The 22,804-nt window shown below is 67.5% G+C and carries 28 protein-coding genes and 1 pseudogene; 18 read left to right on the top strand and 11 right to left on the bottom strand.

Annotation, left to right across the window (positions count from 1 at the left end):
* Nucleotides 1-107: 107 nt before the first annotated feature.
* The 7 genes from ACK59X_RS28095 (at nt 108) to ACK59X_RS28065 (ending at nt 6,672) form a co-directional block, all read left to right on the top strand.
* Complete coding sequence (locus ACK59X_RS28095) at nt 108-569, top strand: hypothetical protein (protein ID WP_409961807.1); 462 nt, start codon at nt 108-110, stop codon at nt 567-569.
* 216 nt (nt 570-785) lie between these two features.
* Nucleotides 786-2,954 (top strand): TonB-dependent siderophore receptor, encoded by a 2,169-nt coding sequence (locus ACK59X_RS28090; protein WP_409961806.1) that lies wholly within the window; start codon nt 786-788, stop codon nt 2,952-2,954.
* A 28-nt stretch (nt 2,955-2,982) separates the two neighbouring features.
* Nucleotides 2,983-4,113, top strand: a complete 1,131-nt coding sequence (locus ACK59X_RS28085) for a PepSY-associated TM helix domain-containing protein (protein WP_409961805.1) — start codon at nt 2,983-2,985, stop codon at nt 4,111-4,113.
* Entirely contained in the window at nt 4,110-4,967 is an 858-nt protein-coding gene (locus ACK59X_RS28080) for a hypothetical protein (protein WP_409961804.1), read from the top strand. Before ACK59X_RS28085 ends, ACK59X_RS28080 begins: the two co-directional genes overlap by 4 nt.
* Nucleotides 4,967-5,326: a hypothetical protein gene (locus tag ACK59X_RS28075; protein ID WP_409961803.1), complete on the top strand. Its 360-nt coding sequence runs from the start codon at nt 4,967-4,969 to the stop codon at nt 5,324-5,326. The genes ACK59X_RS28080 and ACK59X_RS28075 overlap by 1 nt, the downstream gene beginning before the upstream one ends.
* 37 nt (nt 5,327-5,363) lie before the next feature.
* Nucleotides 5,364-6,005: a trimeric intracellular cation channel family protein gene (locus ACK59X_RS28070; protein WP_409961802.1), complete on the top strand. Its 642-nt coding sequence runs from the start codon at nt 5,364-5,366 to the stop codon at nt 6,003-6,005.
* Nucleotides 6,006-6,051: 46 nt separating this feature from the next.
* On the top strand, nt 6,052-6,672 hold the full coding sequence (locus ACK59X_RS28065; protein ID WP_409961801.1) for a Pr6Pr family membrane protein: 621 nt from the start codon (nt 6,052-6,054) through the stop codon (nt 6,670-6,672).
* Between the two features lie 82 nt (nt 6,673-6,754).
* Here the strand turns inward: ACK59X_RS28065 and ACK59X_RS28060 are convergent, their stop codons facing one another.
* Together ACK59X_RS28060 and ACK59X_RS28055 are read right to left on the bottom strand one after the other, a co-directional pair.
* Entirely contained in the window at nt 6,755-7,204 is a 450-nt protein-coding gene (locus ACK59X_RS28060; RefSeq protein ID WP_409961800.1) for a LysE family translocator, read from the bottom strand.
* A 251-nt stretch (nt 7,205-7,455) separates the two neighbouring features.
* Nucleotides 7,456-7,620, bottom strand: a complete 165-nt coding sequence (locus ACK59X_RS28055) for a hypothetical protein (RefSeq protein ID WP_409961799.1) — start codon at nt 7,618-7,620, stop codon at nt 7,456-7,458.
* Between the two features lie 102 nt (nt 7,621-7,722).
* On the opposite strand from ACK59X_RS28055, the gene gcvA reads away from it, so the two are divergent.
* The 3 genes from gcvA to ACK59X_RS28040 all read left to right on the top strand — a co-directional run bounded on the left by gcvA (nt 7,723) and on the right by ACK59X_RS28040 (nt 9,577).
* A complete protein-coding gene (gcvA, locus tag ACK59X_RS28050) occupies nt 7,723-8,640 on the top strand; it encodes a transcriptional regulator GcvA (protein WP_409961798.1) in 918 nt (305 codons plus the stop codon).
* Between the two features lie 123 nt (nt 8,641-8,763).
* Nucleotides 8,764-9,210 carry a surface-adhesin E family protein gene (locus ACK59X_RS28045; protein WP_409961797.1) on the top strand — a complete coding sequence of 149 codons (447 nt, stop codon included), beginning with the start codon at nt 8,764-8,766 and terminating at the stop codon, nt 9,208-9,210.
* Nucleotides 9,211-9,235: 25 nt separating this feature from the next.
* On the top strand, nt 9,236-9,577 hold the full coding sequence (locus ACK59X_RS28040) for a hypothetical protein (RefSeq protein ID WP_409961796.1): 342 nt from the start codon (nt 9,236-9,238) through the stop codon (nt 9,575-9,577).
* Between the two features lie 18 nt (nt 9,578-9,595).
* Here the strand turns inward: ACK59X_RS28040 and ACK59X_RS28035 are convergent, their stop codons facing one another.
* Nucleotides 9,596-10,489: a LysR family transcriptional regulator gene (locus tag ACK59X_RS28035; protein WP_409961795.1), complete on the bottom strand. Its 894-nt coding sequence runs from the start codon at nt 10,487-10,489 to the stop codon at nt 9,596-9,598.
* 122 nt (nt 10,490-10,611) lie between these two features.
* Here ACK59X_RS28035 and ACK59X_RS28030 point away from each other — a divergent pair, with 122 nt between their 5' ends.
* On the top strand, nt 10,612-11,223 hold the full coding sequence (locus ACK59X_RS28030; protein WP_409961794.1) for a short chain dehydrogenase: 612 nt from the start codon (nt 10,612-10,614) through the stop codon (nt 11,221-11,223).
* A gap of 59 nt (nt 11,224-11,282) precedes the next feature.
* Here ACK59X_RS28030 and ACK59X_RS28025 read toward each other — a convergent pair whose 3' ends face one another.
* The 6 genes and pseudogenes from ACK59X_RS28025 to ACK59X_RS28000 all read right to left on the bottom strand — a co-directional run bounded on the left by ACK59X_RS28025 (nt 11,283) and on the right by ACK59X_RS28000 (nt 16,614).
* A complete protein-coding gene (locus ACK59X_RS28025) occupies nt 11,283-12,272 on the bottom strand; it encodes a Bug family tripartite tricarboxylate transporter substrate binding protein (RefSeq protein ID WP_409961793.1) in 990 nt (329 codons plus the stop codon).
* Between the two features lie 47 nt (nt 12,273-12,319).
* Complete coding sequence (locus ACK59X_RS28020; protein WP_409961792.1) at nt 12,320-13,048, bottom strand: SDR family NAD(P)-dependent oxidoreductase; 729 nt, start codon at nt 13,046-13,048, stop codon at nt 12,320-12,322.
* A 104-nt stretch (nt 13,049-13,152) separates the two neighbouring features.
* Nucleotides 13,153-13,950, bottom strand: a complete 798-nt coding sequence (pcaD, locus tag ACK59X_RS28015; protein WP_409961791.1) for a 3-oxoadipate enol-lactonase — start codon at nt 13,948-13,950, stop codon at nt 13,153-13,155.
* Nucleotides 13,951-13,979: 29 nt separating this feature from the next.
* Nucleotides 13,980-15,185, bottom strand: a pseudogene (pcaF, locus tag ACK59X_RS28010) (3-oxoadipyl-CoA thiolase).
* Nucleotides 15,186-15,238: 53 nt separating this feature from the next.
* Nucleotides 15,239-15,889, bottom strand: a complete 651-nt coding sequence (locus tag ACK59X_RS28005; RefSeq protein WP_409961790.1) for a 3-oxoacid CoA-transferase subunit B — start codon at nt 15,887-15,889, stop codon at nt 15,239-15,241.
* A gap of 23 nt (nt 15,890-15,912) precedes the next feature.
* On the bottom strand, nt 15,913-16,614 hold the full coding sequence (locus ACK59X_RS28000) for a 3-oxoacid CoA-transferase subunit A (protein WP_409961789.1): 702 nt from the start codon (nt 16,612-16,614) through the stop codon (nt 15,913-15,915).
* A gap of 134 nt (nt 16,615-16,748) precedes the next feature.
* Between ACK59X_RS28000 and ACK59X_RS27995 the strand changes: the two genes are divergently transcribed.
* Nucleotides 16,749-17,549, top strand: a complete 801-nt coding sequence (locus tag ACK59X_RS27995; RefSeq protein ID WP_409961788.1) for an IclR family transcriptional regulator — start codon at nt 16,749-16,751, stop codon at nt 17,547-17,549.
* A 110-nt stretch (nt 17,550-17,659) separates the two neighbouring features.
* Here the strand turns inward: ACK59X_RS27995 and ACK59X_RS27990 are convergent, their stop codons facing one another.
* A complete protein-coding gene (locus ACK59X_RS27990) occupies nt 17,660-17,893 on the bottom strand; it encodes a hypothetical protein (RefSeq protein ID WP_409961787.1) in 234 nt (77 codons plus the stop codon).
* 246 nt (nt 17,894-18,139) lie between these two features.
* Between ACK59X_RS27990 and ACK59X_RS27985 the strand changes: the two genes are divergently transcribed.
* Nucleotides 18,140-18,436 carry a hypothetical protein gene (locus tag ACK59X_RS27985; RefSeq protein ID WP_409961786.1) on the top strand — a complete coding sequence of 99 codons (297 nt, stop codon included), beginning with the start codon at nt 18,140-18,142 and terminating at the stop codon, nt 18,434-18,436.
* 60 nt (nt 18,437-18,496) lie between these two features.
* Nucleotides 18,497-18,931 (top strand): DUF1841 family protein, encoded by a 435-nt coding sequence (locus ACK59X_RS27980; RefSeq protein WP_409961785.1) that lies wholly within the window; start codon nt 18,497-18,499, stop codon nt 18,929-18,931.
* A gap of 76 nt (nt 18,932-19,007) precedes the next feature.
* Here ACK59X_RS27980 and ACK59X_RS27975 read toward each other — a convergent pair whose 3' ends face one another.
* Nucleotides 19,008-19,676, bottom strand: coding sequence for a c-type cytochrome (locus ACK59X_RS27975; RefSeq protein ID WP_409961784.1), 669 nt, complete (start codon nt 19,674-19,676; stop codon nt 19,008-19,010).
* A 109-nt stretch (nt 19,677-19,785) separates the two neighbouring features.
* Here ACK59X_RS27975 and ACK59X_RS27970 point away from each other — a divergent pair, with 109 nt between their 5' ends.
* The 4 genes from ACK59X_RS27970 to ACK59X_RS27955 are packed head-to-tail and all read left to right on the top strand — an operon-like array spanning nt 19,786 to nt 22,787.
* Nucleotides 19,786-20,640 carry an AAA family ATPase gene (locus tag ACK59X_RS27970; protein WP_409961783.1) on the top strand — a complete coding sequence of 285 codons (855 nt, stop codon included), beginning with the start codon at nt 19,786-19,788 and terminating at the stop codon, nt 20,638-20,640.
* Nucleotides 20,641-20,650: 10 nt separating this feature from the next.
* Entirely contained in the window at nt 20,651-20,947 is a 297-nt protein-coding gene (locus ACK59X_RS27965; protein WP_409961782.1) for a hypothetical protein, read from the top strand.
* The gene (locus ACK59X_RS27960; protein WP_409961781.1) at nt 20,944-21,558 is read left to right on the top strand and encodes a GNAT family N-acetyltransferase; all 615 of its coding nucleotides are present in this window, start codon (nt 20,944-20,946) and stop codon (nt 21,556-21,558) included. The genes ACK59X_RS27965 and ACK59X_RS27960 overlap by 4 nt, the downstream gene beginning before the upstream one ends.
* Nucleotides 21,559-21,599: 41 nt before the next feature.
* Complete coding sequence (locus ACK59X_RS27955; protein WP_409961780.1) at nt 21,600-22,787, top strand: vWA domain-containing protein; 1,188 nt, start codon at nt 21,600-21,602, stop codon at nt 22,785-22,787.
* Nucleotides 22,788-22,804 lie beyond the last annotated feature (17 nt).

Below are 22,804 nucleotides of genomic sequence, written 5' to 3'. Positions count from 1 at the left end.
CCCAGCGGCACAGGGCGGACAAGCGATCACGGTCTGCGAAAACCCGCCACCCTCCTACAAGCGCGCGCCCGCCTCTCGGGCATCTTCATGGCTTCACCGAGAAGACCATGAACCACAGCTACCGCGTTGAACGCATTTGCATCGGCCACTGCGATGGTGCAGGCGATGCATCCCCCTTGACCGAGAAGGCCGCTGTACGCGCCTTCGCCACGCTTGCGATGGGCGTGGAGCAGCTGCTGGGCAGCATGCCCCACTCTGTATCGGCGGTAGCCACCCGGTACACGCAAGACGGCCTGGACATCCGGGTGGACTCGCCGCGGGACGGCACCGCCGTGCGCAATATGGTGGCGTCCGTGGTGTCGGACTTCAACCTCGCCAGCCCGGGCTTGAACCTCTCATTGATCAGCCGGCCTGCGGCGGTGCCGAAACCGGCCCCGGCCAGCGTGTTCGCCGTGCGGGCGACGCAGGCGGCGGCTGCCGCAGAGGATGCGTTCGCGCCGCCGCCCCACACCATGGTGGCCGCCTCCCACAGCGCGGCCGATTCTGAAGGGCTGCGTCTGGCTGCCTGAGATTCGCAGGCCGCGGACAGGGAGCGGCCAATTGCGACAAGAAGCCCGGTCGGCCGGCGGGAGTTGGTCTGGACTGGGCGCAGACGTTCTTTACAATTCTTCGCAAACGCGAGTCATTCGCATTACAATTCCCACGATCTAGCAAGCCAAGTGTCCCGCCACCAGGATGCCCGCCAGCGCCCGCCCTCCGCTCCTGTTGTTGTTCCGGACCCTCTCATGCCCTCTTCGCCCTCCCGCGCCGCGGCGCGTTCGCGCGCGCCTGCTGTTGCTTCTTCTCGTTCGACCGCCCGCACCACCGGCCTGTTCGCCATGACGCCGCTGGCCCTGTGCCTGGCGCAGTCCGCCTTTGCCCAAGCCACTGATGCTTCAGCCACCACAGCCCCGCAACTGCAGGAGGTGCGCATCAACGCCAGTACCGAAAAGGACATGGGCTTTGCGCCGGTGGAGGCGCAGACGGCCGGCAAAGCGCCGATGCGCCGGCTCGAAACCCCCCAGTCCGTCAGCGTGGTGACGCGCGAGCAGATGGAGTCGCGCCAGATCACCAATGTGCAGCAGGCGCTGCAGACGGTGGCGGGGGTGAGCCCCGTGAACTTTGGCCGCCGGGGTTTCGATGACCTGAACATCCGCGGCTTTCGCTCGACCGAATCCATCCTGGTCGATGGCCTGGTGCAGAGCCCAGGCATGTGGGCCAAGCTGCAGCCCTATGGCTATGAGCGCTTCGAGGTGCTCAAGGGCTCGGCCTCGGTGCTGTACGGTCAGGTGCAGCCGGGGGGCATCGTCAACGCGGTGAGCAAGCGCCCGAAGAAGGAAGCGCTCAACGAAGTGGGTGTGGAGGTCGGCAGCTTCGGCCAGCGCACGCTGCAGGCCGATGTGAACCGGCCGTTGTCCGAATCGGGCAAGACGGCGCTGCGCATCAACGCGCAGGTGAGCAATGCCGACGACCCGACGCAGTTCGTCTACCGCAAGGACCGCTGGTTCGCGCCCTCGCTGTCCATCGACCTGGGCACGCAGACCGACCTGGTGCTGTTTGCCACCTATAGCCGCAGCGAGTGGATGCGCCAGCAGGGCATCACGCCCTATGGCACGCTGCTGCCCAACCGCAACGGCACACTGTCCCGCACGCTGTTCACCGGCGAGCCGGCGTTTGGCGTGTACGACGTGGAGAGCACCACCATCGGCTATGCGCTGGAGCACCAGGTCTCGCCGGCCATGAGCTTCCGCCAGAACGTGCGCTACGAGACCGAGAAGGGCACGGGCAATTTTGTCTCCAACCAGGCGCTGCAGGCCAACCAGCGGCTGCAGAACCGCAGCGCCTCGCGCCAGTACATGGACTACGACCTGCTGGCGACCGACACCTCGCTGCTCACGCGCTTCGAGACGCTAGGCGCCAAGCACCAGCTCGTCACAGGCATGGATCTGCGCAGCGGCCACAGCCTGCTGGCCAGCCGCAGTTGCTCCATTGCCGCGCTGGACCTGTTCGCCCCGGCCTACGGCGTGCAGGCCAACTGCCCTGCTGCGCTGACCAGCGACGCGCCCGGCAAGCTCACCGTGGCGGGCCTGTATGCGCAAGACCAGATCAAGTTCGGCCAGGGCTGGACGGCCCTGGTGGGCCTGCGCCGCGACTGGTCCACCAACGACATCGACAACCGCGTCACGCGCGTGCAGACGCAGCAAAAGGACAGTGCTACCACGCTGTCGGCCGGCCTGGTGTACGAGTTCACGCCCGGCTGGGCCGCGTATGGCAGCTACGGCGAGTCCTTCCTGCCGACCTCGGGGCTGGCCTTCAATGGCACGCCCTTCGTGCCCGAGACCGGCAAGCAGTGGGAGGCGGGCCTGAAGTACGAGGCCCCGGGCGGCCAGCTCACGGGTGCGCTGGCGATCTTCGACCTGGTGCGCGAAAACGTGACCACCGCCGACCCGGTGAACACCGGCTTCAGCGTGCAGACCGGCCAGCAGCGTGCGCGCGGGCTGGAGGTGGAACTGGGCGCCGACCTCAAGAACGGCGTCAAGCTGACCAGCGCCTACACCTACACGCAGACCAAGGTCACGCGCGACAACAACGCCGCCATCGTGGGCCTGCCGCTCAACCTCACGCCGCGGCACACGCTCACGGCCTGGGCCACCTACAAACTGCCGCAGTACCAGCGCGTGACCCTGGGCCTGGGCGGGCGCTATGTGAGCGAGCAGATCGGCTCCTACCCGTTCACCCTGCCCTCGTACGTGGTGGCCGATGCCTCCATCAGCTACGCGGGGCCGAACTACCGCCTGACGGCCGGGGTGAAGAACCTGTTCAACAAGGCGTATTACGACGGCGCGATCAACGCCAACGTGGTCTCGCCCGCACTGCCGCGCAACTTCAGCCTGGGGCTGACGTACATCTTCTGAAGCCGTTAACTCCCCACCGCCAGCCGATATGACCAGCCAGCGCACCCTGAACCGATTGTTTGTCCTGCACTCGTGGGCGGGCATCGTCACGGGCCTGTTGATGTTCATCGTCTGTTTCTCGGGCGCGGTGGTGGTGTTCAAGAACGAGATCGACCTGTGGGCCAACCCCTCGCTGGCCGGGCTGCCGCGCACGCAGCCGCCCGCGCCGCTCGATACCGTGCTGGCGCAGCTGCAGGCGCGCTACCCGGGCGCCACGGTGGAGACCATCGCGCTGCCCGATGACGTGAACCCCAGCTACTTCGCCCATGTGCGCGAGCGCGGCGCCCCCGCCAGCCAGCGCACCAAGGTGGCCCTGCGCTCGGACACGGGCGCCGTGGTGGGCCCGGTGGACAGCCAGCTCGGCCAGTACCTGCGCATGCTGCATGTGTTTTTGTTCTTCGGGCCGCGCTGGATCGTGGGCTTCCTCGGCACGGCCATGCTGGTGCTGATTGGCACGGGCATCGTCATCCACCGCAAGATCATCGCCGAGCTGTTCACCCAGCGCTGGGGCCGCAGCTTTCGGGTGGTGATGTCGGACCTGCACAAGTCCGCCGGCATCTGGGGCCTGGGTTTTCACATCCTGATTGCCGCCACGGGCGCCTGGCTGGGGCTGGCGCCGCTGTTAGAGCAGGGCACCAGGTACGTGATGGCGGGCGCGCCTGCCGCCAGAGCCGCGCGCAAGCCGCCCGCTGCCGAGCCTGCGCCCATGCAGTCGCTCGACGCCCTGTACCAAAGCGCACAGCAGGCCGTGCCGGGGCTGCAGGCGCGCTACGTGTCGCTGCGCCGCTGGGGCACCACGTCCGCCGAGGCCAGCTTCACCGGTGCCCTGGCCGGCCATATGGCCAGCACAGCGCGGGTGGACATGAACGCCGCCACGGGCAAGGCCAAGAAGGTGCTGGACCCGCGCACCGCAGGCTTCTGGTCGCTGGTCAACGGGCTCATGGAGCCGCTGCACTTTGGCGACTTTGGCGGGCTGGCGCTGAAGTGGCTGTACTTCATTCTGGGCATGACGCCGGCGTTTCTCTCCGTCTCGGGCACGCTGATCTGGCTGGACTCGCGCCAGCAGCGGCGGCGTGAAGCACAGCAACAGGCCGGCGTGCAGGGCGGGCTGCAGGCATGACGAAGCCGGCCGCCCGCAACGCTTCCTTCGTGGTGCGCTGCTTCCTAGCGCTACACGCCACCGTGCCCGCTGCCGTGCTCGTGGCCGTGCTCGTGCACCTGTGGCCGCCGGCCGGCCTGCCGCCGCTAGCGCAGCGGCCGGTGTGGGCTGTGTGGACGCTGATCGGCACCTGGCTGCTGGCGTCGTTGCTCGCCGCCTGGGCACTGTGCCACCTGGCGCTGTGGCGCGGGTCGCTCTGCGCGGCCGGCGCACTGCTGGTGCTGGCGGGCGCAGCGGGCCGGGTGCTGGGCGCGCCGCTGCAGTGGCCCATGCTGACCAGCCTGGTGGCGCTGGGCGTCGTGCTGGCGGGGCTGGCCGCGTTCATCGGCCCGGCGCGGGTACAGGCGAATCGCCGCCGCGACAGCGGTGGCAAAAGCACCCATCACAACCACCACCATCGCCGTGCCACGCGCTGGCGCTGGCTTGCCATGCCCTCCACGCAGGGCCTCTCGTTCTGGCTCGCGGGCCTGCTGGCGATCGAGTCGTTTCGCATCGCGCACATCGTGGCGGCAGAGCCTGCGCGCTCGGCCGGCATGCTGGGCCTGCTGGTGGCCTTCTTTCTGGTGCTGCCGGCCGCCACGCTGCAGGCCTGGTGGCCGCGCGCCGCTGCCGTGCTGGCAGCGCTGGCCGCAGCGGCCCTGGCGGGGCTGGCCTGGCGCGCGGGCACGGTGGTGGAATGGGCCACCGCGGTGTGGGCCACTGCCGCAGCCTTGTGCCTGGGCATGGCCATCGCGGTGCTGCGCCGCCAATGGAAGCACCGCACAAGGTCCATGCACAACATACCGCCTGCGCAGCGCGCGGAGTCCGCCGCGTGATGGGCGGCGACACCCTGGCCCTGGCCTGCGCGGCCGCCGCCTGCCTGCTGGCCCTGGTGCGCTGGGCCCAGGCCACCGACACGCGGGCCTGGGGCGATGCGCCCGCGGGCCCGCAAGCGCAGCGCAAGGCCTGGGGCCTGGCGCTGGCCACGCTGGCACTGCAATGCGCTGCCGCCACCGTGGCCACCGGCATCGCAGCGGGCGTCGCCATCGCCGTGGCCTCATGGATGGTGCTGGGCTGGGGCCTGGTGCTGGCCATGAACCTGTGGCCAGAGGGTTGCCTGCGCTGGGCGCGGCGCATCGGCATCGCGGGCTGGGCCGGCTGTGCGCTGGGCCTGCTCATCCACGCGCTGGCATAGCTTCGTAAACGCCAGGTCGCGCGGCACAATCGAGCGCATGGACCTGCTCGACGCCCCCTGGATTCACACGATGCGCTTTTTCATCGAAGTGGCGGCCACCATCGCGTTCGCGCTGTCGGGCATCATCGCCGCGGCGCGCAAGCGCATGGACGTGGTGGGCGTGTGCGTGGTGGCCTTTGTCGCGGCCTTCGGCGGTGGCACGCTGCGCGATTTGCTGCTGGACCAGCGGCCATTTTTCTGGGTACGCCACACCGGCTTCATCTGGGGCCTGCTGGCGCTGTGCGTGTGCGCCATGCTGTTCATGCGCCAGCGGCATTTCCAACCCACCGAGCGCGCCATGCTGCTGCCCGACGCCATCGGCCTGGGCCTGTTCGCCGCCGTGGGCATCGACACCGCCACCGCCGTGGGCATGCCGCCCATCATCGCGGTGATGATGGGTGTGACTACCGGCGTCTTCGGCGGCGTGCTGCGCGACGTGCTGTGCAACGAGGTGCCCCAGGCCTTCAGCGACCACCGGCCCTACGCCCTGTGCGCGTTTGCCGGCGGCTGGATCGATGTGGCCCTGCGCCATGTGGATGCGCCGGGCTGGGTGCCGCTGCTGGCCTGCGTGGTGACCACGGCCGGGCTGCGCGGGCTGGCGCTGTGGCGCAATTGGGAGCTGCCGGCGTGGCGGGTGTGATGCTCCAGCCACGCGGCAGCTTCATCGCCATCAACGACGATCCAAAATGACCCCAACGCCCCTCACCGCCGGTCTCCGCCTGGCCTTCGCCCTGCTCGCACTCACCGCCATCGGCTGGCAACTCTGGCTGCATGTGGGGCTGAACTACAGCGTGCTCAACTTCTTCAGCTACTTCACCAACCTGTCGAACCTGCTGGCCGCTGGTGTCTTGATCGCGGGTGCATGCCGCCAATGGACGCAAGCGCGGCCCTCGGCCGCTTTCGAATCGCTGCGCGCCGTGGCCGCCACCTGCATGCTGGTGGTCGGCGTCGTTTTCGTGCTGCTGCTGCGCGATGTGGATCTGGGCGCGCTGAGGCCTTGGGTGAACTCGGTAGTGCACCACGCGATGCCCGTAGTGGTGGTGCTTGACTGGCTGCTGTGGCCACCGCGCCCCGCCGTGGGCGTGCGGCAGCTGCGCTGGGTGGTGGGGTTCGCGGGGTTCTACCTCGCGTATTCGATGGTGCGCGGCGCTGCCGTGGGGTGGTATCCCTACCCCTTCCTGAATCCGGAGAAGGTGGGCGGGTACGGCGGCGTATCGGTGTATGCGCTGGGAATCGCGGTCGTCGTCGTGGCCGCAGGGTGGGCGCTGCTGGCCTGGGCCAGCCGGCGTGCGCGGGCCGCGACGTAGTGTCGGACTTGTCGCACCATGTCCAACGCCCCATCTCCCTGAAGGTGGGTGCCGAACAGCGATCGACCTACGCGGTGGCCCGTCACGACATAGCCATCACCCCCGCCACCACCAGCATGCACACCCTGAACGCCAGCCCCTGCAGCCGCACGGCGCGGGGGTTTTGGGCGCGGCTGAAGATCAGTTGCCCGCCGTAGATCCACACGAAGTGGCAAGCCAGGCCCACCACGACGAAGACCACGGCGATCTGCAGCACCTGGGCGGCCAGCGGCAGGCCGGGTGCAAGGAACTGCGAGAACATCACCAAGATCATCGAGTACCCCTCGGGGTTGAGGCTCAGTGAGACGAAACCGTCGATGAAGCCCAGCGGCCGCAGGTCCTGCCGCTCGGTGGCAGCCGCACTGCGAAAGAAGCACCACGCTAGGTAGACCACATAAGCCGTACCGCCCCACTTGAGCGCGGTGTAAGCCACCGGGTGGCGCGTGAACACCTCGCTCAGGCCAAAGCCGTAGACCGGGCACCACCAGTTCACTGAAACCGGGCAATCGGCTGTGCGTGAGGGTCTGGCAGGGCCGCAATCTAGGCGGCGGGCGCAGCCGGATGGCATACCCGGCGAGCACGGCAACGACGAGTGCGGCCCTGCAAGACCCTCACCCTTCGGGCCGGGGTGGCAGCGGGCGCATCGCGGCGTTGCGGGCATTGCCAAGGCAGCCAGCCTTGACTGCAGCCCGAGCCTTGCGCCGCATCCCGCTGCCACCCCTGCGCACAGCCGATTTCCCGGTTTCAGTGGACTAAGTTGCCGGCTTCGAAACCCATCCAGAACGGCACCGTGCGCCGCAGCCCGAACTGCCCGCCCGGTGCGGCCAGCACGGTATTGCCGGGGCCAGGGCTGACGATCATGGGCACGGCAAAGGCAAGAATCAGCAGCCAGGTGGACAGGGCGATCATCGGTGGCGCTTCCAGTACAAGAACGAGGGAAGCGCCGATTACAGCGGCCGCACGCTCTGTTGACAAACGATGTAATCTCATACCTTCGATGAGTAATTTTGATTGAGCCATGGCCCGTCGCCTGCCCCGCTGAACGCCCTGCGCGCCTTCGAGGCCGCGGCGCGCCACCACAGCTTCACGCGGGCGGCGGACGAGTTGCACGTGACGCAGGCGGCCATCAGCCACCAGGTGCGGCAGTTGGAGGACTGGCTGGGGCGCAAGCTGTTCGAGCGCCAGGACCATGCGCTCACCCGCACCGCGGCCGGCAAGGCCTATGCGCCTGAACTGAGCCGTTTGCTCGACGCCCTGGCCAGCGCCACCGAGCGCGTGGCCGGCAACTACCACAGCCTGGCGGGGCCGCTGCGCATCACCGCCCTGCCCTCGTTCGTGGCGCGCTGGCTGGTGCCGCGGCTGGCGCGCTTTCGGGCGCAGCACCCGGGCATCGACCTGCATGTCACCAGCGAAGTGGCGCTGCACGACTTTGCGCGCGACGAGGGCTTCGACATTGCCATCCGCCTGGGCCTGGGGCGCTGGCCCGGCCTGCAGGCCGACCTGGTTTCGCCCGAGCGCCTGTCGCCCGTGTGCAGCCCTGCGCTGCTGGCGCAGGCACCGCTGGCCACCGTGGCCGACCTTCAGGCCCACACCCTGCTGCACGACCAGCCCGGCGACCTGTGGCCGCGCTGGCTGGCCCTGGCCGGGGCCAGCCGCAGCGATGCCGAGGCCATCGCGCGCACGGGCCCGGGGTTCAGCGATTCGGCCCTGGTGCTGCAGGCGGCCGCCGAGGGCCAGGGCGTGCTGGGCCGCATTTTCCTGGCCTCGGCCGACATCACGGCCGGGCGGCTGGTCAAGCCCTTTGCCCTGGACCTGCCCAACGACTACAGCTACTGGCTGGCCTACCCGCCAGCCGCCGCGCAGCAGCCACGGCTGGCGGCGTTTCGCGACTGGGTATTGGCAGAATCATCGGCCTGGCGCAACACCTGAACGGGTGGGCAGGCCACAGCCCGGTGCACGCACTTGTGTAACAGGGAGAAACCGCGCACCCGCCTCATGGATAATGGTTTTCCGATTGCCACCACCCGTCTCCGGACGCACCCCAAGCCTCCCATGCTCTGCGCCGTTGTTCTGTGTATCGCAGCCCTGGCGGGTGGCCAGCAGCAGCTCCAGCCCCATCGGCAATACGTCTCTTCGGACGGCTGGTTCACGCTGAGCGGCGACCGCGCCGATGCGGGCAAGAACCTGATCGAGATCCTGCCCGAACCCATCGGCGTGGACCAGCGTGTGGTGCTGGACCTGCGCGTCTCGCGCGACCAGCAGCGCACCTCGTTCCGGGGCCAGAAGTACCGCTCGTACTACGCTAAGGTCGTGGTCGACTGCCCCTCGCGCAAGGCTTGGTACCTGTGGCTGTCGTACTACGCACAGCCTGAGTGGGCCGGCACCATCGTCGGCCGCGAGGAGTACAAGGAAGGCGAAGCACCCGTGCTGTTCAAGGACATGCCCGGCGAGTGGTCGCGGCGCATGATTTCGGCGGCCTGCAAGGTGCGCAATCTCTGAGCCCCGCGGCGCGCAAGGACATGGGATGGACAACCCCGCCTTCTCGATCAGCCCGGAAGCGTTCGTCCAGGAGTTCAAGGACCTCAAGGAGCACCTGCTGGCGGGCTACTTCAGCCCCACTTCCGGCATCTCGCGCATCGCGGCGCTCCAGGAGGCGGGCCTGACCGAAGCGCAGATCGCCGTGGCGCGCGAGGTGGTGAACGGTGCGCTGACCGATGCGCTCTACACCGTGCTGCTCGGGCTGGAAGGCAGGGCCTCCATCCACCAGCACCAGATCATGTACAAGCTGCTCGACGAACAATCCAACGAGTTGACGGGGCACATCGAGTCCATCGCCTGGGAGAAATTCCATGGCGAGGAGGCCTGAGCCACCGCCGGCCTGCGCCTACGCCGCAGGCTGCCCCAGCGCCCGCACCATGAACTCGACAAAGCGCGCCAGCTTGGGCAACTGGCGCCGGTCCGGCGCGTAGACGAGGTGCACCGGGCGCGGTGCGGGGACGCAATGGGTGAGCACCGGCACCAACCGGCCCTCGCGGATCTCCTCGGCCAGCAGCACCTCGGGCTGCATGATGAGGCCCAGGCCGCGCAGCGCGGCCTGGCGCAGGCCGTCGCCCTGGTTGCAGGTGAAGCGCGCCAGCTCGGGCCACTGGAAGGATTTGCCGTCGTCGTGCAGCGTCCACTCCACGCGCCGCTGCCAGACCGAATGGCTCAGGCACTGGTGCTGCGCGAGGTCGGCCGCGCGCTCGGGGCGGCCATGGCGCGCAAGGTAGCCGGGCGTGGCGGCAATCACCATGCGGTAGGGTTTGAGCGGCCGGGCCACCAGGCCCTCGTCGGCAATGGCGCCGATGCGCACCGCAGCATCGAACCCCTCGCCCGCCATGTCGACCACACTGTCGGTCAACTGCAGTTCCACACGCACCTGCGGGTGGGCGAGCAGGAAGTCGGCCACCAGCGGCGCGATCACCTGGTTGCCCAGGGTGAAGGGCGCGCTCACGCGCAGCAGACCCTGGGGCACGGCGCGGTTGCGCTCCACCGCCGACTCGGCCCAGCGCACCTGTTCGAGCACGCGGCGGCAGTCCTCGTAGAAGGCCGCGCCCACCTCGGTCAGGCTGTTCTGGCGCGTGCTGCGCTGGAACAGGCGCGCACCCAGGTGCTCCTCCATCTGGCGGATGTGCTTGCCCACCATCACCGCCGAAATGTCGAGCTGGCGCGCGGCGGCTGCAAAACTGCCGCCCTCGACCACGGCCACCATGACCTCCATGTTGCGCAGCTTGTCCATGGCGACTACAAACCCTAGGTTAGTTCAAGAAGAACTTCACTGTACTTTATGTGGTGATTGATTCACAAAACAATCCAGGCTTCTTCAACGCTTTCGGGCAACACCCGCAAAAGGAACAAGCCATGTCCACCAGCAAGGTTCTTCTCATCGGCGCCAGCGGCACCATCGGCCAGGCCGTTCTGGCCAATCTGGCAGCACGCCACGAGGTCATCACCGTGGGCCGCACCAGCGGCACGCACCGTACGGACTTCTCGCAGCCAGGATCGGTGGCGGCCTTGTTCAAGGCGGTCGGCAAGATCGATGCCATCGTGAGCACCGCCGGCAACCTGCACTTCGGCCCGCTGACCGAGATGACGCCCGAGCAGTTCAACCTGGGCCTGCAGGACAAGCTCCTGGGCCAGGTGCAACTGGCGCTGCTGGGCCAGCACTACCTCAACAAGGGTGGCTCGATCACGCTGACCAGCGGCATCGTGGGCATCGAGCCCATCCGCAACGGCGCCAACGCCACGGCGGTGAATGCCGCCATCGACGGCTTCGTGGCGGCTGCCGCCATCGAGCTGCTGCCGCGCGGCCTGCGCATCAACGCTGTGAGCCCCACCATCCTGACCGAATCGGTGGGCAGCTATGGGCCCTTCTTCCCAGGCTTCGAGACCGTGCCCGCGGCCCGCGCCGCCCTGGCCTACCAGCGCAGCGTGGAAGGCGGACAGACGGGGCGGGTTTACCGGGTGCAGTGAGCACGCGGTGTTGCATGCGACGCCCCGCTGGCCGGCGCCTGCCAGCGGGGCTTTTTCTCTCAGTCCAGGCTCGCGCCCGACTCCTGCACGACCTTGCCCCACTTCACGCTGTCCGTCTTGATGAAGGCGGCGAATTGCTCGGGCGTTTCGCTGTATGTCTCGGCACCCTGCTCGTTGATCTTCTTCTTCACCTCGGCCTGGTTCAGCACCTTGACCAGGGCGGTGTTGAGCTTGGTCAGCACCGGTGCGGGCGTGCCGGTGGGCGCGAACATGCCGAACCACGAAGTCGCCTCGTAGCCGGGCACGCCGGCTTCGGCGATGGTGGGCACGTTGGGCAGCTCGGGCGAGCGCTTGGCGGTGGTCACGGCGATGGGCACGAGCTTGCCCGAGCGCACGTGCTGGATGGCCGAGGGCATGTTGTCGAACATGATGCCGATCTGGTTGCCCAGCAGGTCGGTCACGGCCGGGGCGCTGCCCTTGTAGGGCACGTGCACCATGTCCACCTTGGCGAGCGACTTGAACAGCTCGCCCGACAGGTGGATGGAGCTGCCGTTGCCCGAGGATCCGAAGTTGACCTTGCCGGGGTTGGCCTTGGCGTAGGCAATGAGTTCCTTGACGCTCTTGTAGGGCTGGGCCGGGTTGGCCACCAGCAGGTTGGGCACATTGGCCACGCGTGTCAGCGGCGCGAAGTCCTTGATCGGGTCGAAGGGCATCTTCTTGTACAGGCTGGCGTTGATGGCGTGCGTGCCCACCGTGCCCATGAACAGGGTGTAGCCGTCGGCCGGCGCCTTGGCGGCAAGGGCGCCGCCGATGTTGCCGCCCGCGCCTGCGCGGTTGTCCACGATGACCGGCTGGCCGAGCTCGGTGGTCAGCGCCTGGCCGATGATGCGCGCCAGAATGTCGGTGGTGCCACCGGCCGCAAACGGCACGACGATGGTCACGGTCTTGTTGGGATAGGCGGCCTGGGCAAAGGCGCCCGCAGGGATGGCGGCCGTGGCGGCAACGGCGAGGGCTGCCAGTGCAGCGCGGCGGGTGGTGGTGGCGTTCATGTGTCTCCTTGAACAGCGGTTACGAAAAGGGAAGAGAAAGTGCAGCGTCAGACGCCGGCCACGCCGACGGTCATGCCGCCACAGACATAGAGCGTCTGCCCGGTGACGAAGCCGCTGCGCGCATCGAGCAAATAGGACACGGCATGCGCCACGTCCTCGGGTGTGCCCACGCGCTTGACGGGCACGGATTCGATGATGGCGCGCGTGCGCGGCGCATCGGGCGGGTTGGCGCGGTCAAACAGCTCGGTGCGGATGGGGCCGGGACCGATGGCGTTGGCGGTGATGCCGTGGCGCCCCAGCTCCAGCGCCCACACGCGCGTCATGCCGATCAGACCGGCCTTGGTGGCCGAGTACGCGGTGCGCAGCTCCTTGCCCAGCGCGGCGCGCGAGGACATGTTGACGATGCGGCCAAAACCTGCCTCCTTCATGCCCGGCAGCAAGGCCTGCATGCACTGCAGGCTGCAGCGCAGGTTCAGCGCCACGGCCAGGTCGAACTCGTCCAGCGTCTGGTGCTCGGCATCGGCCGGCACCACCACACCCACGTTGTTCACCAACCGCGTGATGGGGCCGCCGGCCAGTGCCTGCTGCAGCGCGCGCGCCGTGTCGGCCGTGTTCGACAGGTCGGCCTGGATGCCGCCGGGCACGTGGTCGACCACGCGATCGATGACCACGGGCTCGTAGCCGTCGGCCCGGCAGCGCTCGGCCGTGGCCGCGCCGATGCCGGCACCACCGCCGGTGATGAGGACGCGCTCGCGCTGGGTGCTGGGGTGGGTCATGGGGATGCTTCCTTCACAGATTCAAGGGATGGCCAGGGTTGCGCCCAGCCAGCGGGCGCCACACGCGCCATTCGGCACGGTGGCTGGGCGGCGTGTTCCGGTGCTCAGGCCACGAAGGCGGCCAGCGCGGCGTCGAATTCGGCCGGGGCTTCCAGGTTGGACAGGTGCGATGCCGGCAGTTGCACCAGCTGCGCGCCGGGGATTGCGGCCTGCATGGCCTGGGCGTCGACCACCGTGGTCACGGGGTCGGCCGCGCCGGCAATCAACAGCGTGGGCACGGCGATGCGCGCGATGTCGGCACGCAGGTCGGCCTGGGCCAGGGCCTCGCAGCAGGCGGCATAGCCTTCGGGGACTATGCCCGCGATCCAGCTCTGCGCGCGCTGCACCACCTGCGGCTGCGCGGCCACAAAGCCATCGGTGAACCAGCGGCCCGGCGACGATGCGGCCAGCTCGGCCATGGCGGCGACGCCCTTCTCGCGCACCAGGGCGGCGCGCGTGCGCCAGCCGTCTTCGGTGCCGATCTTGGCGGCGCTGTTGGCCACCACCAGGTGGTTGAGGCGGTTGCCGGCGTGCACGCCCAGCCACAGGCCGGTGAAGCCGCCCATGGAGATGCCACAGAAGCTGGCACGCTCGATCCGCAGGGCGTCGAGCAGGGCCAGCACATCGCCGCCCAGTTGCTCGAAGCTGTAGGGACCGGGCGGCACCACGCTGCCGCCATGTCCGCGCGTGTCGTAACGCAGCACGCGGTGGTCGCGGGCCAGGCGCGCGGCCTGTGCGTCCCACATCTCCAGGGTGGTGCCCAGGGAGTTGGAGAGCACCAGCACAGGTGCGCCCTCGGGGCCGTCGATGGCAACGCGAAAGGCCCCGGCAGGGGTCTGCAACAAGGTGGTAGACGTAGGCACGGCCTGGGCTCCTGTGGGCAAGCTGCGCGTCAGACGCGTTCGAGGATGAGGGCGATGCCCTGGCCCACGCCGATGCACATGGTGCACAGCGCGTACTGGCCGGCGTTTTCGTGCAGGCGGTTGACCGCAGTGGTCACCAGGCGCGCACCGCTGGCACCCAACGGGTGGCCCAGGGCAATGGCGCCGCCCCAGGCGTTCACACGCGCGTCGTCGTCCTTCAAACCCAGGGCGCGCAGCACGGCCAGGCCCTGTGCGGCAAAGGCTTCGTTCAGTTCGATCACGTCCATGTGGTCGATGGTCAGGCCGGTCTGCGCCAGCACCTTCAGGGTGGCGGGCGTGGGGCCAAAGCCCATGATGCGCGGGGCCACGCCGGCCGTGGCCATGCCGACCACGCGGGCGCGGGGCTTGAGGCCGTACTTGCCGGCGCTGGCTTCGTCGGCCAGCAGCAGGGCGCAGGCGCCGTCGTTCACGCCGCTGGCGTTGCCGGCGGTCACGCTGCCGTCAGGCCGCACCACGCCCTTGAGCTTGGCCAGCGCTTCCAGGCTGGTTTCGCGCGGGTGTTCGTCCTTGTCGACCACGATGGCATCGCCCTTTTTCTGGGGGATGGTCACGGGCACGATCTCGCGCGCCAGGTGGCCGGCCTTTTGCGCGGCCACGGCGTTGAGCTGGCTGGCCAGGGCCAAGCGCTACTGCGCCTCGCGCTCGATGCCGAACTGCACGGCCACGTTCTCGGCTGTCTCGGGCATGGAATCCACGCCGTACTTTTCCTTCATCAGCTTGTTGATGAAGCGCCAGCCGATGGTGGTGTCGTACACCGCGTTGTTGCGGCTGAAGGCCGACTCGGCCTTGGGCATGACGAAGGGGGCGCGGCTCATGCTCTCCACGCCGCCGGCAATCATCAGGCCCGCCTCGCCGGCCTTGATGGCGCGCGCGGCCGAGCCCACGGCGTCCAGCCCCGAACCGCACAGGCGGTTGATGTTGGCGACGGGCACCTCGAAGGGCAGGCCGGCCAGCAGGCTGGACATGTGCGCCACGTTGCGGTTGTCTTCGCCGGCCTGGTTGGCGCAGCCGTAGAGCACGTCGGTCACCGCGGCCCAGTCCACGCCGGGGTTGCGGTCCATCAGCGCCTTGATCGGGATCGCGCCCAGGTCATCGGTGCGCACGCTGGACAGCGCGCCGCCGTAGCGCCCGAAGGGGGTGCGGATGGCGTCGCAGATGAAGGCTTGCTGGCTCATGGTTCTTGTCTCCTGAGGATGGTTGTGATGAAAGCGGTGATGGACGAAAGGGGTCAGGCGGCAGCGAGCAGTGGCAGGCCCAGCAGGCGTTCGAGCTCGGCATGCGTGAGCCCGTCCACCATGTCGATGACCTGCACGCCCGCTGGCGTGCATGCCAGTGTGCACAGGTCGGTGTAGATGCGCTTGACGCAGGCGACACCGGTGAGCGGGTAGCTGCACTGCGCCACCACCTTGCTGGCGCCCTGCTTGGTCAAGAGGTCCATCATCACCCAGGTCTGCTTGGCGCCGATGGCCAGGTCCATGGCGCCGCCCACGGCGGGGATGGCGCCCGGCTCGCCCGTGCTCCAGTTGGCCAGGTCGCCCGTGGCCGAGACCTGGAAGGCACCCAGCACGCAGATGTCGAGGTGGCCGCCGCGCATCATGGCAAAGCTGTCGGCATGGTGAAAATAGGCGCCGCCGGGCAGCAGCGTCACAGGCTGCGTGCCGGCGTTGATGAGGTCGTAGTCCTCGTTGCCCGCGGCCGGGGCCGGGCCCATGCCGAGGATGCCGTTCTCGCTCTGCAGGATGACCTCGCGGCCCGCGGGGATGTGGTTGGCGACCAGGGTCGGCTGGCCAATGCCCAGGTTCACGTAGGCGCCGTCATGGATGTCCTGCGCCACGCGGCGGGCCAGGTCGTCCTTGCTTCGTTTTTGGTAGGTGGTCATGGTGTGCACTCGGTCCGCTGGGTTCAGGCTGTCTTCTTGATGCCGCCGGCTTGCGTGGCGACCCGGTCGATGCGCACCACGTGGGTGACGTGGATGCCGGGCGTGACAATGGCTTCGGGGTCCAGCGCGCCGAGTTCGTCGACTTCATGCACCGTGGCGATGGTGGTCTTGGCGGCCGTGGCCATCACGGGGCCGAAGTTGCGGGCCGACATGCGGTAGGTCAGGTTGCCCCAGCGGTCGCCCTTTTCGGCCTTGATGAGGGCCACGTCGCCGTGGATGGGGTATTCGAGCACGTAGTGCTTGCCGTTGATCTCGCGCGTCTCCTTGCCCGCTGCCAACTCGGTGCCGTAGGCCGTAGGGCAGAAGAAGGCACCGATGCCGGCCCCCGCAGCGCGCAGGCGCTCGGCCAGGTTGCCCTGGGGCACCAGCTCCAGCTCCAGCTTGCCGCTGCGGTAGAGCTCGTCAAAAACGTAGCTGTCCACCTGGCGCGGAAAGCTGCAGATGATCTTGCGCACCTGGCCGGCCTTGAGCAGAGCGGCCAGCCCGTGGTCGGCATTGCCCGCGTTGTTGTTGACCACCGTGAGGTCGCGCGCGCCCTGGGCGATGAGTCCTTCGATCAGCTCGCCAGGGATGCCGGCCGAGCCGAAGCCGCCGATCAGCACCGTGGCGCCATCCTTCACCCCGGCCAGCGCCTGGGCCACCGAGTCCGCAATCTTGTTGATCATCGATCTGCTTTCCTGAGAATGGAGGCAAGCTGCGCGTTCGTTGTCTCGCGCCCGCAACTTCGCCTCGGAAATGTGCCTCTATTTGTTCGCATATAGAACAAATGTTCGCTGAAAGAATTATAGTCATCCCGCCCATGAACATCCAAATCGCGCCCGCCAAAGACCCCAAACCCAGCGACAGCTACGTGCAATCCTTTGCGCGAGGACTGGAGGTGATCCGCTCGTTCAGCGCCAGCGCGCCGCAGCAGACGCTGAGCGAGGTGGCCGCGCAGACCGGCCTCACGCGTGCCGGGGCGCGTCGCATCCTGCTCACGCTGCAGACCTTGGGTTATGTGGAGACCGATGGCCGGCAGTTCCGCCTCACACCGCGCATCCTGGATCTGGGGTTTGCCTACCTGTCGTCCCTGCCCATCTGGAACCTGGCCGAGCCGGTGATGGAAGACCTGGTGGAGGAGGTGCGCGAGTCGTCCTCGGCCGCCGTGCTCGACGGTCTGGACATCGTCTACGTGCTGCGCGTGCCCACGCACAAGATCATGCGCACCAACCTGGGCGTGGGTTCGCGCCTGCCCGCGTGCTGGACGTCGATGGGCCGCGTGCTGCTGGCCGCCCTGCCCGACGAGGAACTGCAGCAGCGCCTTGCAGTCCACCCCCTGCAGCGCTGGACGGAGCACACCGCCACCGACGTGCCCACCCTGCTCACCCACATCCGCCAGGCGCGTCAGCAGGGCTGGTGCCTGGTGAACCAGGAGCTGGAGGAGGGGCTGATTTCAATCGCCGCTCCGCTCACCAACCGCACCGGCCAGACCGTGGCCGCACTCAACATCAGCGGCCAGGCCAACCGCACGAGTGCGCAGGTGATGCAGGAGACGATGCTGCCCGCGCTGCTGAAGGCGGCGCGCACCATCTCGCGCATGATGGGTGCGCCGCGGACCTGATACTCAAGGGGCTGACAGAAACGCGGCCCCACCGGAGAAATAAATGGCAAAAGGGCAAGCCGTGAGCAGCAATGCTGCTGGCTCGCCCTTAGCCTGGGGAGTTATCGCGTTCAGCGGCTGCCGCGTCGAAACCCCAGCACCAGAACCACCGCGCCCAGCGCCATGGCGCCCACGCTCAGCCACTGGGGCACGTTGACGGACTCTTTCTCCTGCACCTTGAGCTCCAGCGGGCCGAGCTTGGCCTGGGTGGTTTCTTTGGTGAAGCTGAATCCGCCCGTGAAGAAGCCGGCCAGGCCGACGACGAGCAGCAGGGCCCCGATGATGCGCATTGCGTTGTTGTTCATGGCAGTTCCTTGGATGGTGGTGTTTGTCTTGGGATGTATCGCGCGGTGACCAACTGTGTGCATCCCCCGCGGCTCCAATGTAGGGTCGGGCCCGGGACGGGCCCGTAGGACAGATTCGCCCCGCCCTGTGCAGCAAGTTCGCCAGCCCGCCACCGCCGGCGCGGCGCCCCGCCCCTCCAGAACTGTGCGAAAGGCGTTGGTAATTTGGCGCTACCACTTGTCACGGCAGACTGCTAGATTGTTGGTATGACGTTCCCCACAGGCCCCCGCTCGCCAGGCCTCGCGGTGCTCTTTTTCGCGTGCTGCGCGGCCCTTTTGGCGACCACCACCACTGCCGCCACGGATGACAGTTCCGTGGTGTTCACCCTGTACCGCAACAGCGCCGTCAACGGCACCCTGCGGATGCATGTCGCCACCTTCGACGCGGCCGATGGCAAGGCCTACAACGTGGCCAACTGCAGCCATGTCGCCGAGCTGTTCGAAGCCCAGCCGGGCGTGAAGACCCGCTTCTGGTGCGAGCCCGGCCGTTACAGGCAACGGTAGCCTGCGCATACCCCCGCGCCCCACCCCGGCACGCGCTGCGTGCTACGCTGCGGCCCCATCATGTTCAACCCGTCCCAAGCCGACGTGCGCCGCTTTCTCTGCGGCGTGCACGCCAAGTCCCAGAGCGGCGCACCCATGGAGGCCATCGAGACGCTGGCCAGCCTGTGGATCGCCGAGCACCCCGAGTACCACGCCGACCTGTCCGATGCCGAGGCCGCCGTGGCCCGCAACTACGACGAGACGCCCGACCGCACCAATCCGTTTCTGCACCTGTCCATGCATCTGTCGATCAGTGAGCAGTGCAGCATCGACCAACCGCGCGGCATCCGGCAGGCGGTGGAGCTGCTGGCCAAGCGCCTCGATTCGCTGCACGACGCACACCACGCCACGATGGAGTGCCTGGGCCAGATGCTGTGGGAAAGCCAGCGTTCGGGCCGCCCGCCCGATGGCAATGCCTATATCGCGGCGGTACAACGCCGCGCAACAAGGGACTGAGCCCCTTTCGCTCTTTCGCACGCGCCCAAAGAAAAAGCCCGCGATTGCGGGCTTTTTCATTTAGGGAGCGGAGGGCTCAACGGAAGGGCGACTGGCGCACCGTCTGCATGTCACCTTCCAGGCTGCCCAGGTAGTTGGCCAGTGCCTTCAGCTCGGCGTTGGTGAACTGCTTGGCCACGCCGGCCATGATGGCGTTGCTGCGGCCCAGGTTGGGGTTCTTCTCGGCCTTGTACGACTTGAGCGCCACGAACAGGTAGTCCGCGTGCTGGCCCGCGATGTGGGGGTACGAGGGGTCGATGGGCTTGGCGAAGTTGTCGCCGTGGCAGGAAACGCAGGCGCCCTTCTTGAGCAGCTCGGCCACCTGCACGCTGGGTTCGCGCTTGGGCTTGGCGGGCAGCTCGGCGGCGCCGGCAGTCTTGCCGTGCTGTGCGTAATAGGCAGAGACGTCGGCGATGTCCTGGTCGGTCAGCGAGTCGGCAATGCCGCGCATGGTGGGGTGCTTGCGGTCGCCCTTGCGGTAAGCGTCGAGTGCGGCGGCGATATAGGCACCGCTCTGGCCCGAGATCATGGGCACCTTGTGGATTTCAGGAAAGCTGGCCTGGTAGCCGGGGATGCCATGGCAGCCGATGCACATGGCAATCTTCTTTTCACCTGCCTTCACATCGCCCTTGGTCTCCTGAGCGTGAGAGAAAGCCGTCACGGAAGCGACAGCCAGGGCAAATATCGTGGTCAACGTCTTGTTCATTTTGCGCGCACAATCTCGTGGAAGTTCAACTCAACGGCTCTGCTTAACCCGCGGATTATAGCCAGCGCCTGTCAAGCCCATTCATCAACGATCCGGTGTTTTCCCTGCCATGAAATTCCAAGGTTCCCAGAATTACGTTGCCACCCAAGACCTGATGCTGGCCGTGAATGCCGCCATCACCCTGCAGCGCCCATTGCTCATCAAGGGCGAGCCGGGCACCGGCAAGACCATGCTGGCCGAGGAAGTAGCCAAGGCGCTGGACATGCCGCTGCTGCAGTGGCACATCAAGTCCACCACCAAGGCGCAGCAAGGCCTGTACGAGTACGACGCCGTGAGCCGCCTGCGCGACAGCCAGTTGAACGACGGCGACAGCAGCGAGCGCGTGAAGGACATCCGCAACTACATCGTGCAGGGCGTGCTGTGGCAGGCCTTCACGGCCGACCGCCCCGTGGCACTGCTGATCGACGAGATCGACAAGGCCGACATCGAGTTCCCGAACGACCTGCTGCGCGAAATCGACCGCATGGAGTTCTACTGCTACGAAACGCGCGAACTCATCCGCGCCAAGCACCGCCCGCTGGTGTTCATCACCTCCAACAATGAGAAGGAGCTGCCCGACGCCTTTCTGCGCCGCTGCTTCTTCCACTTCATCAAGTTCCCCGAGGCCGAGACCATGCGCCAGATCGTGGGCGTGCACTTCCCCACGCTCAAGGGCGACCTGCTCAGCGTGGCGATGAAGACGTTCTACGACGTGCGCAACTTGCCGGGCCTCAAGAAAAAGCCCTCCACCAGCGAACTGCTCGATTGGCTCAAGCTGCTGGTGGCCGAAGACATTCCGCTCTCGGCCCTGCAAAGCGCCGACAACAAGGTGGCCGTGCCCCCGCTGGTGGGCGCGCTGCTCAAGAACGAACAGGACGTGAGCCTGTTTGAAAAACTGGTCTTCATGAACCAACGGAACCGTTGATCGGGCCGCCATGACCCAGCCGACCCCACCCACCCCCTCCCTCATCGACGGCGTTGCCGACGCCATCGGCTTCGTGGGCGGTGCGCTGGCCGGCTTCTGGCTGGGCCAGTTGGCGGGCTTCGACATCTTTGCGCCGGGCTACGGCACCAGCGCCCTGCTCGGCATTGCCCTGGTGGGCCTGGGCGGTGGCCTGGGCCTGCACGCCGCGCGGCGCTGGCAGCAGCAGCGGCGCCTCAAGCTGCAGGAGGCCGCAGCCGCCGCACAGGCCCCCGCCAGCAACAACAAAAAGAAGAAGAACAATAAATGAGCACCACCCCGCCCGCCCCGTCTTCCTTCGTGCAAGCCGTCACCCTGCGCGACCATGGCGTGCGCCTGGAGCCCCTGGCCCTGGAGCACGAGGCCGGCCTGAAAGCCGCCGCGGCCGACGGCCAGTTGTGGACGCTGCGCGTGACCTCCGTACCCGAGCCGCAGGACACGCGCGCCTACATCGAGACGGCGCTCAACACGCGCGACCGCTTTGCCTTTGCCGTGATCGACGAGGCCACGGGCACCGTGCTGGGCACCAGCAGCTACCACGACATCCTGCCGGCCGTGAAACGCGTGGAGATTGGCTACACCTGGTACCGCCAGAGCGTGCAGCGCAGCCACGTCAACACCACCTGCAAGATGCTGCTGCTGGGCCACGCCTTCGACACCCTGGGCTGCAACGTGGTGGGCTGGCGCACCGACAACTACAACTTCGCATCGCAGCGCGCCATCGAGCGCCTGGGCGCGCACAAGGACGGCGTGCTGCGCGGGCACGCCCTGCGCCGCGACGGCACCATCCGCGACACCGTGATGTACAGCATGCGCGCCGGCGAATGGGCCGAGGCCCGCGCCCAGCTGTTGTACCTGCGCGCACGCCGCGAGGCGGCCTGAAGAGAAGAACCCAGCCCAGCCAAGCCCGAGGAGGCTCCCCCATGCTCATCGACTTCTTCTACACCCTGCGCGCGGCCAAGCTGCCCGTGTCGGTCAAGGAATACCTGACCCTGCTCGAAGCGCTCGACGCCGGCGTGGTGGGCCCCCGCTCCGACGACGCCTGGAGCCTGGACGATTTCTACAACCTCTCGCGCCTGACCCTGGTGAAGGACGAGAAGCACTACGACAAGTTCGACCGGGCCTTCGGCGCCTACTTCAAGGGCGTGGAGATGCTGGCCGACTTCACCAAGGAAGTGCCCGCCGACTGGCTGCGCAAGATCCTGGAAAACGAGCTGACCCCCGAGCAAAAGGCTGCCATCGAAAAGATGGGCTGGGACGAGCTGATGGAGACGCTCAAGAAGCGCCTGGAAGAACAGAAAGAACGCCACGAAGGCGGCAACAAGTGGATAGGCACCGGCGGCACCAGCCCCTTTGGCCATGGCGGCTACAACCCCCAGGGCGTGCGCATTGGCGGCGCCGGCAAGAACAAGAGCGCCGTGAAGGTGTGGGAGCAGCGCGCCTACAAGGACTACGACGACCAGCAGGAGCTGGGCACGCGCAACATCAAGGTGGCGCTGCGCCGCCTGCGCAAGTTTGCGCGCGAGGGCAACGACCTGGAACTGGACCTGCCCGACACCATCCGCAGCACCGCGGCCAACGCCGGCTACCTCGATATCAAGATGGTGCCCGAGCGCCACAACAACGTGAAGGTGCTGCTGCTCATGGACGTGGGCGGCACCATGGACGAGCACGTGCAGCGCGTGGAAGAACTCTTTTCCGCCGTGAAGGGCGAGTTCAAGCACCTGGAGTTTTATTACTTCCACAACTGCGTGTACGACTTCATGTGGAAGAACAACCGCCGCCGCTTTGCCGAGAAATTCCCCACCTGGGACATCATCCGCAAGTACAACAAGGACTACAAGTTGATCTTTGTGGGCGACGCCACCATGAGCCCGTACGAGATCTTGCAGCCCGGCGGCAGCGTGGAATACAACAACGAAGAACCTGGCGCCGAATGGATCCAGCGCCTGACCCACGCCTTCCCCAAGTTCGCGTGGATCAACCCCGAGCCCCAGGGCGTGTGGCAGTACCGCCAGAGCATCAGCATCATCCAGCAGTTGGTTGGGAACCGGATGTACCCGCTGTCGCTCAAGGGCCTGGAAGAGACGATGCGCCTGCTATCGAAGTGAGGGGCGGGGGCACCGGC

The sequence above is a fragment of the Acidovorax sp. genome, assembly GCF_046339755.1.
Classification (GTDB): Bacteria; Pseudomonadota; Gammaproteobacteria; order Burkholderiales; family Burkholderiaceae_C; genus Acidovorax.
The sequence above is the reverse complement of the archived record's forward strand: the minus strand, read 5'-3'. Positions and strand labels throughout refer to the sequence as shown.

Bases quoted from the DNA above. Each gene is read 5' to 3' on its own strand.
- ACK59X_RS28035 (WP_409961795.1), bottom strand. From the start codon at position 10,489: ATGGACAAGCTGCGCAACATGGAGGTCATGGTGGCCGTGGTCGAGGGC.
- ACK59X_RS28055 (WP_409961799.1), bottom strand. From the start codon at position 7,620: ATGATCGCCCTGTCCACCTGGCTGCTGATTCTTGCCTTTGCCGTGCCC.
- ACK59X_RS27990 (WP_409961787.1), bottom strand. From the start codon at position 17,893: ATGAACAACAACGCAATGCGCATCATCGGGGCCCTGCTGCTCGTCGTC.
- ACK59X_RS28080 (WP_409961804.1), top strand. From the start codon at position 4,110: ATGACGAAGCCGGCCGCCCGCAACGCTTCCTTCGTGGTGCGCTGCTTC.
- ACK59X_RS28085 (WP_409961805.1), top strand. From the start codon at position 2,983: ATGACCAGCCAGCGCACCCTGAACCGATTGTTTGTCCTGCACTCGTGG.
- ACK59X_RS27960 (WP_409961781.1), top strand. From the start codon at position 20,944: ATGAGCACCACCCCGCCCGCCCCGTCTTCCTTCGTGCAAGCCGTCACC.
- ACK59X_RS28030 (WP_409961794.1), top strand. From the start codon at position 10,612: ATGTCCACCAGCAAGGTTCTTCTCATCGGCGCCAGCGGCACCATCGGC.
- ACK59X_RS27955 (WP_409961780.1), top strand. From the start codon at position 21,600: ATGCTCATCGACTTCTTCTACACCCTGCGCGCGGCCAAGCTGCCCGTG.
- ACK59X_RS28065 (WP_409961801.1), top strand. From the start codon at position 6,052: ATGACCCCAACGCCCCTCACCGCCGGTCTCCGCCTGGCCTTCGCCCTG.
- ACK59X_RS28045 (WP_409961797.1), top strand. From the start codon at position 8,764: ATGCTCTGCGCCGTTGTTCTGTGTATCGCAGCCCTGGCGGGTGGCCAG.
- ACK59X_RS28000 (WP_409961789.1), bottom strand. From the start codon at position 16,614: ATGATCAACAAGATTGCGGACTCGGTGGCCCAGGCGCTGGCCGGGGTG.
- ACK59X_RS28075 (WP_409961803.1), top strand. From the start codon at position 4,967: ATGGGCGGCGACACCCTGGCCCTGGCCTGCGCGGCCGCCGCCTGCCTG.
- ACK59X_RS28025 (WP_409961793.1), bottom strand. From the start codon at position 12,272: ATGAACGCCACCACCACCCGCCGCGCTGCACTGGCAGCCCTCGCCGTT.
- ACK59X_RS28095 (WP_409961807.1), top strand. From the start codon at position 108: ATGAACCACAGCTACCGCGTTGAACGCATTTGCATCGGCCACTGCGAT.
- ACK59X_RS27970 (WP_409961783.1), top strand. From the start codon at position 19,786: ATGAAATTCCAAGGTTCCCAGAATTACGTTGCCACCCAAGACCTGATG.
- ACK59X_RS28040 (WP_409961796.1), top strand. From the start codon at position 9,236: ATGGACAACCCCGCCTTCTCGATCAGCCCGGAAGCGTTCGTCCAGGAG.
- ACK59X_RS28070 (WP_409961802.1), top strand. From the start codon at position 5,364: ATGGACCTGCTCGACGCCCCCTGGATTCACACGATGCGCTTTTTCATC.
- ACK59X_RS28005 (WP_409961790.1), bottom strand. From the start codon at position 15,889: ATGACCACCTACCAAAAACGAAGCAAGGACGACCTGGCCCGCCGCGTG.
- ACK59X_RS27980 (WP_409961785.1), top strand. From the start codon at position 18,497: ATGTTCAACCCGTCCCAAGCCGACGTGCGCCGCTTTCTCTGCGGCGTG.
- ACK59X_RS27995 (WP_409961788.1), top strand. From the start codon at position 16,749: ATGAACATCCAAATCGCGCCCGCCAAAGACCCCAAACCCAGCGACAGC.
- ACK59X_RS27985 (WP_409961786.1), top strand. From the start codon at position 18,140: ATGACGTTCCCCACAGGCCCCCGCTCGCCAGGCCTCGCGGTGCTCTTT.
- ACK59X_RS28090 (WP_409961806.1), top strand. From the start codon at position 786: ATGCCCTCTTCGCCCTCCCGCGCCGCGGCGCGTTCGCGCGCGCCTGCT.
- ACK59X_RS27975 (WP_409961784.1), bottom strand. From the start codon at position 19,676: ATGAACAAGACGTTGACCACGATATTTGCCCTGGCTGTCGCTTCCGTG.
- ACK59X_RS27965 (WP_409961782.1), top strand. From the start codon at position 20,651: ATGACCCAGCCGACCCCACCCACCCCCTCCCTCATCGACGGCGTTGCC.
- ACK59X_RS28020 (WP_409961792.1), bottom strand. From the start codon at position 13,048: ATGACCCACCCCAGCACCCAGCGCGAGCGCGTCCTCATCACCGGCGGT.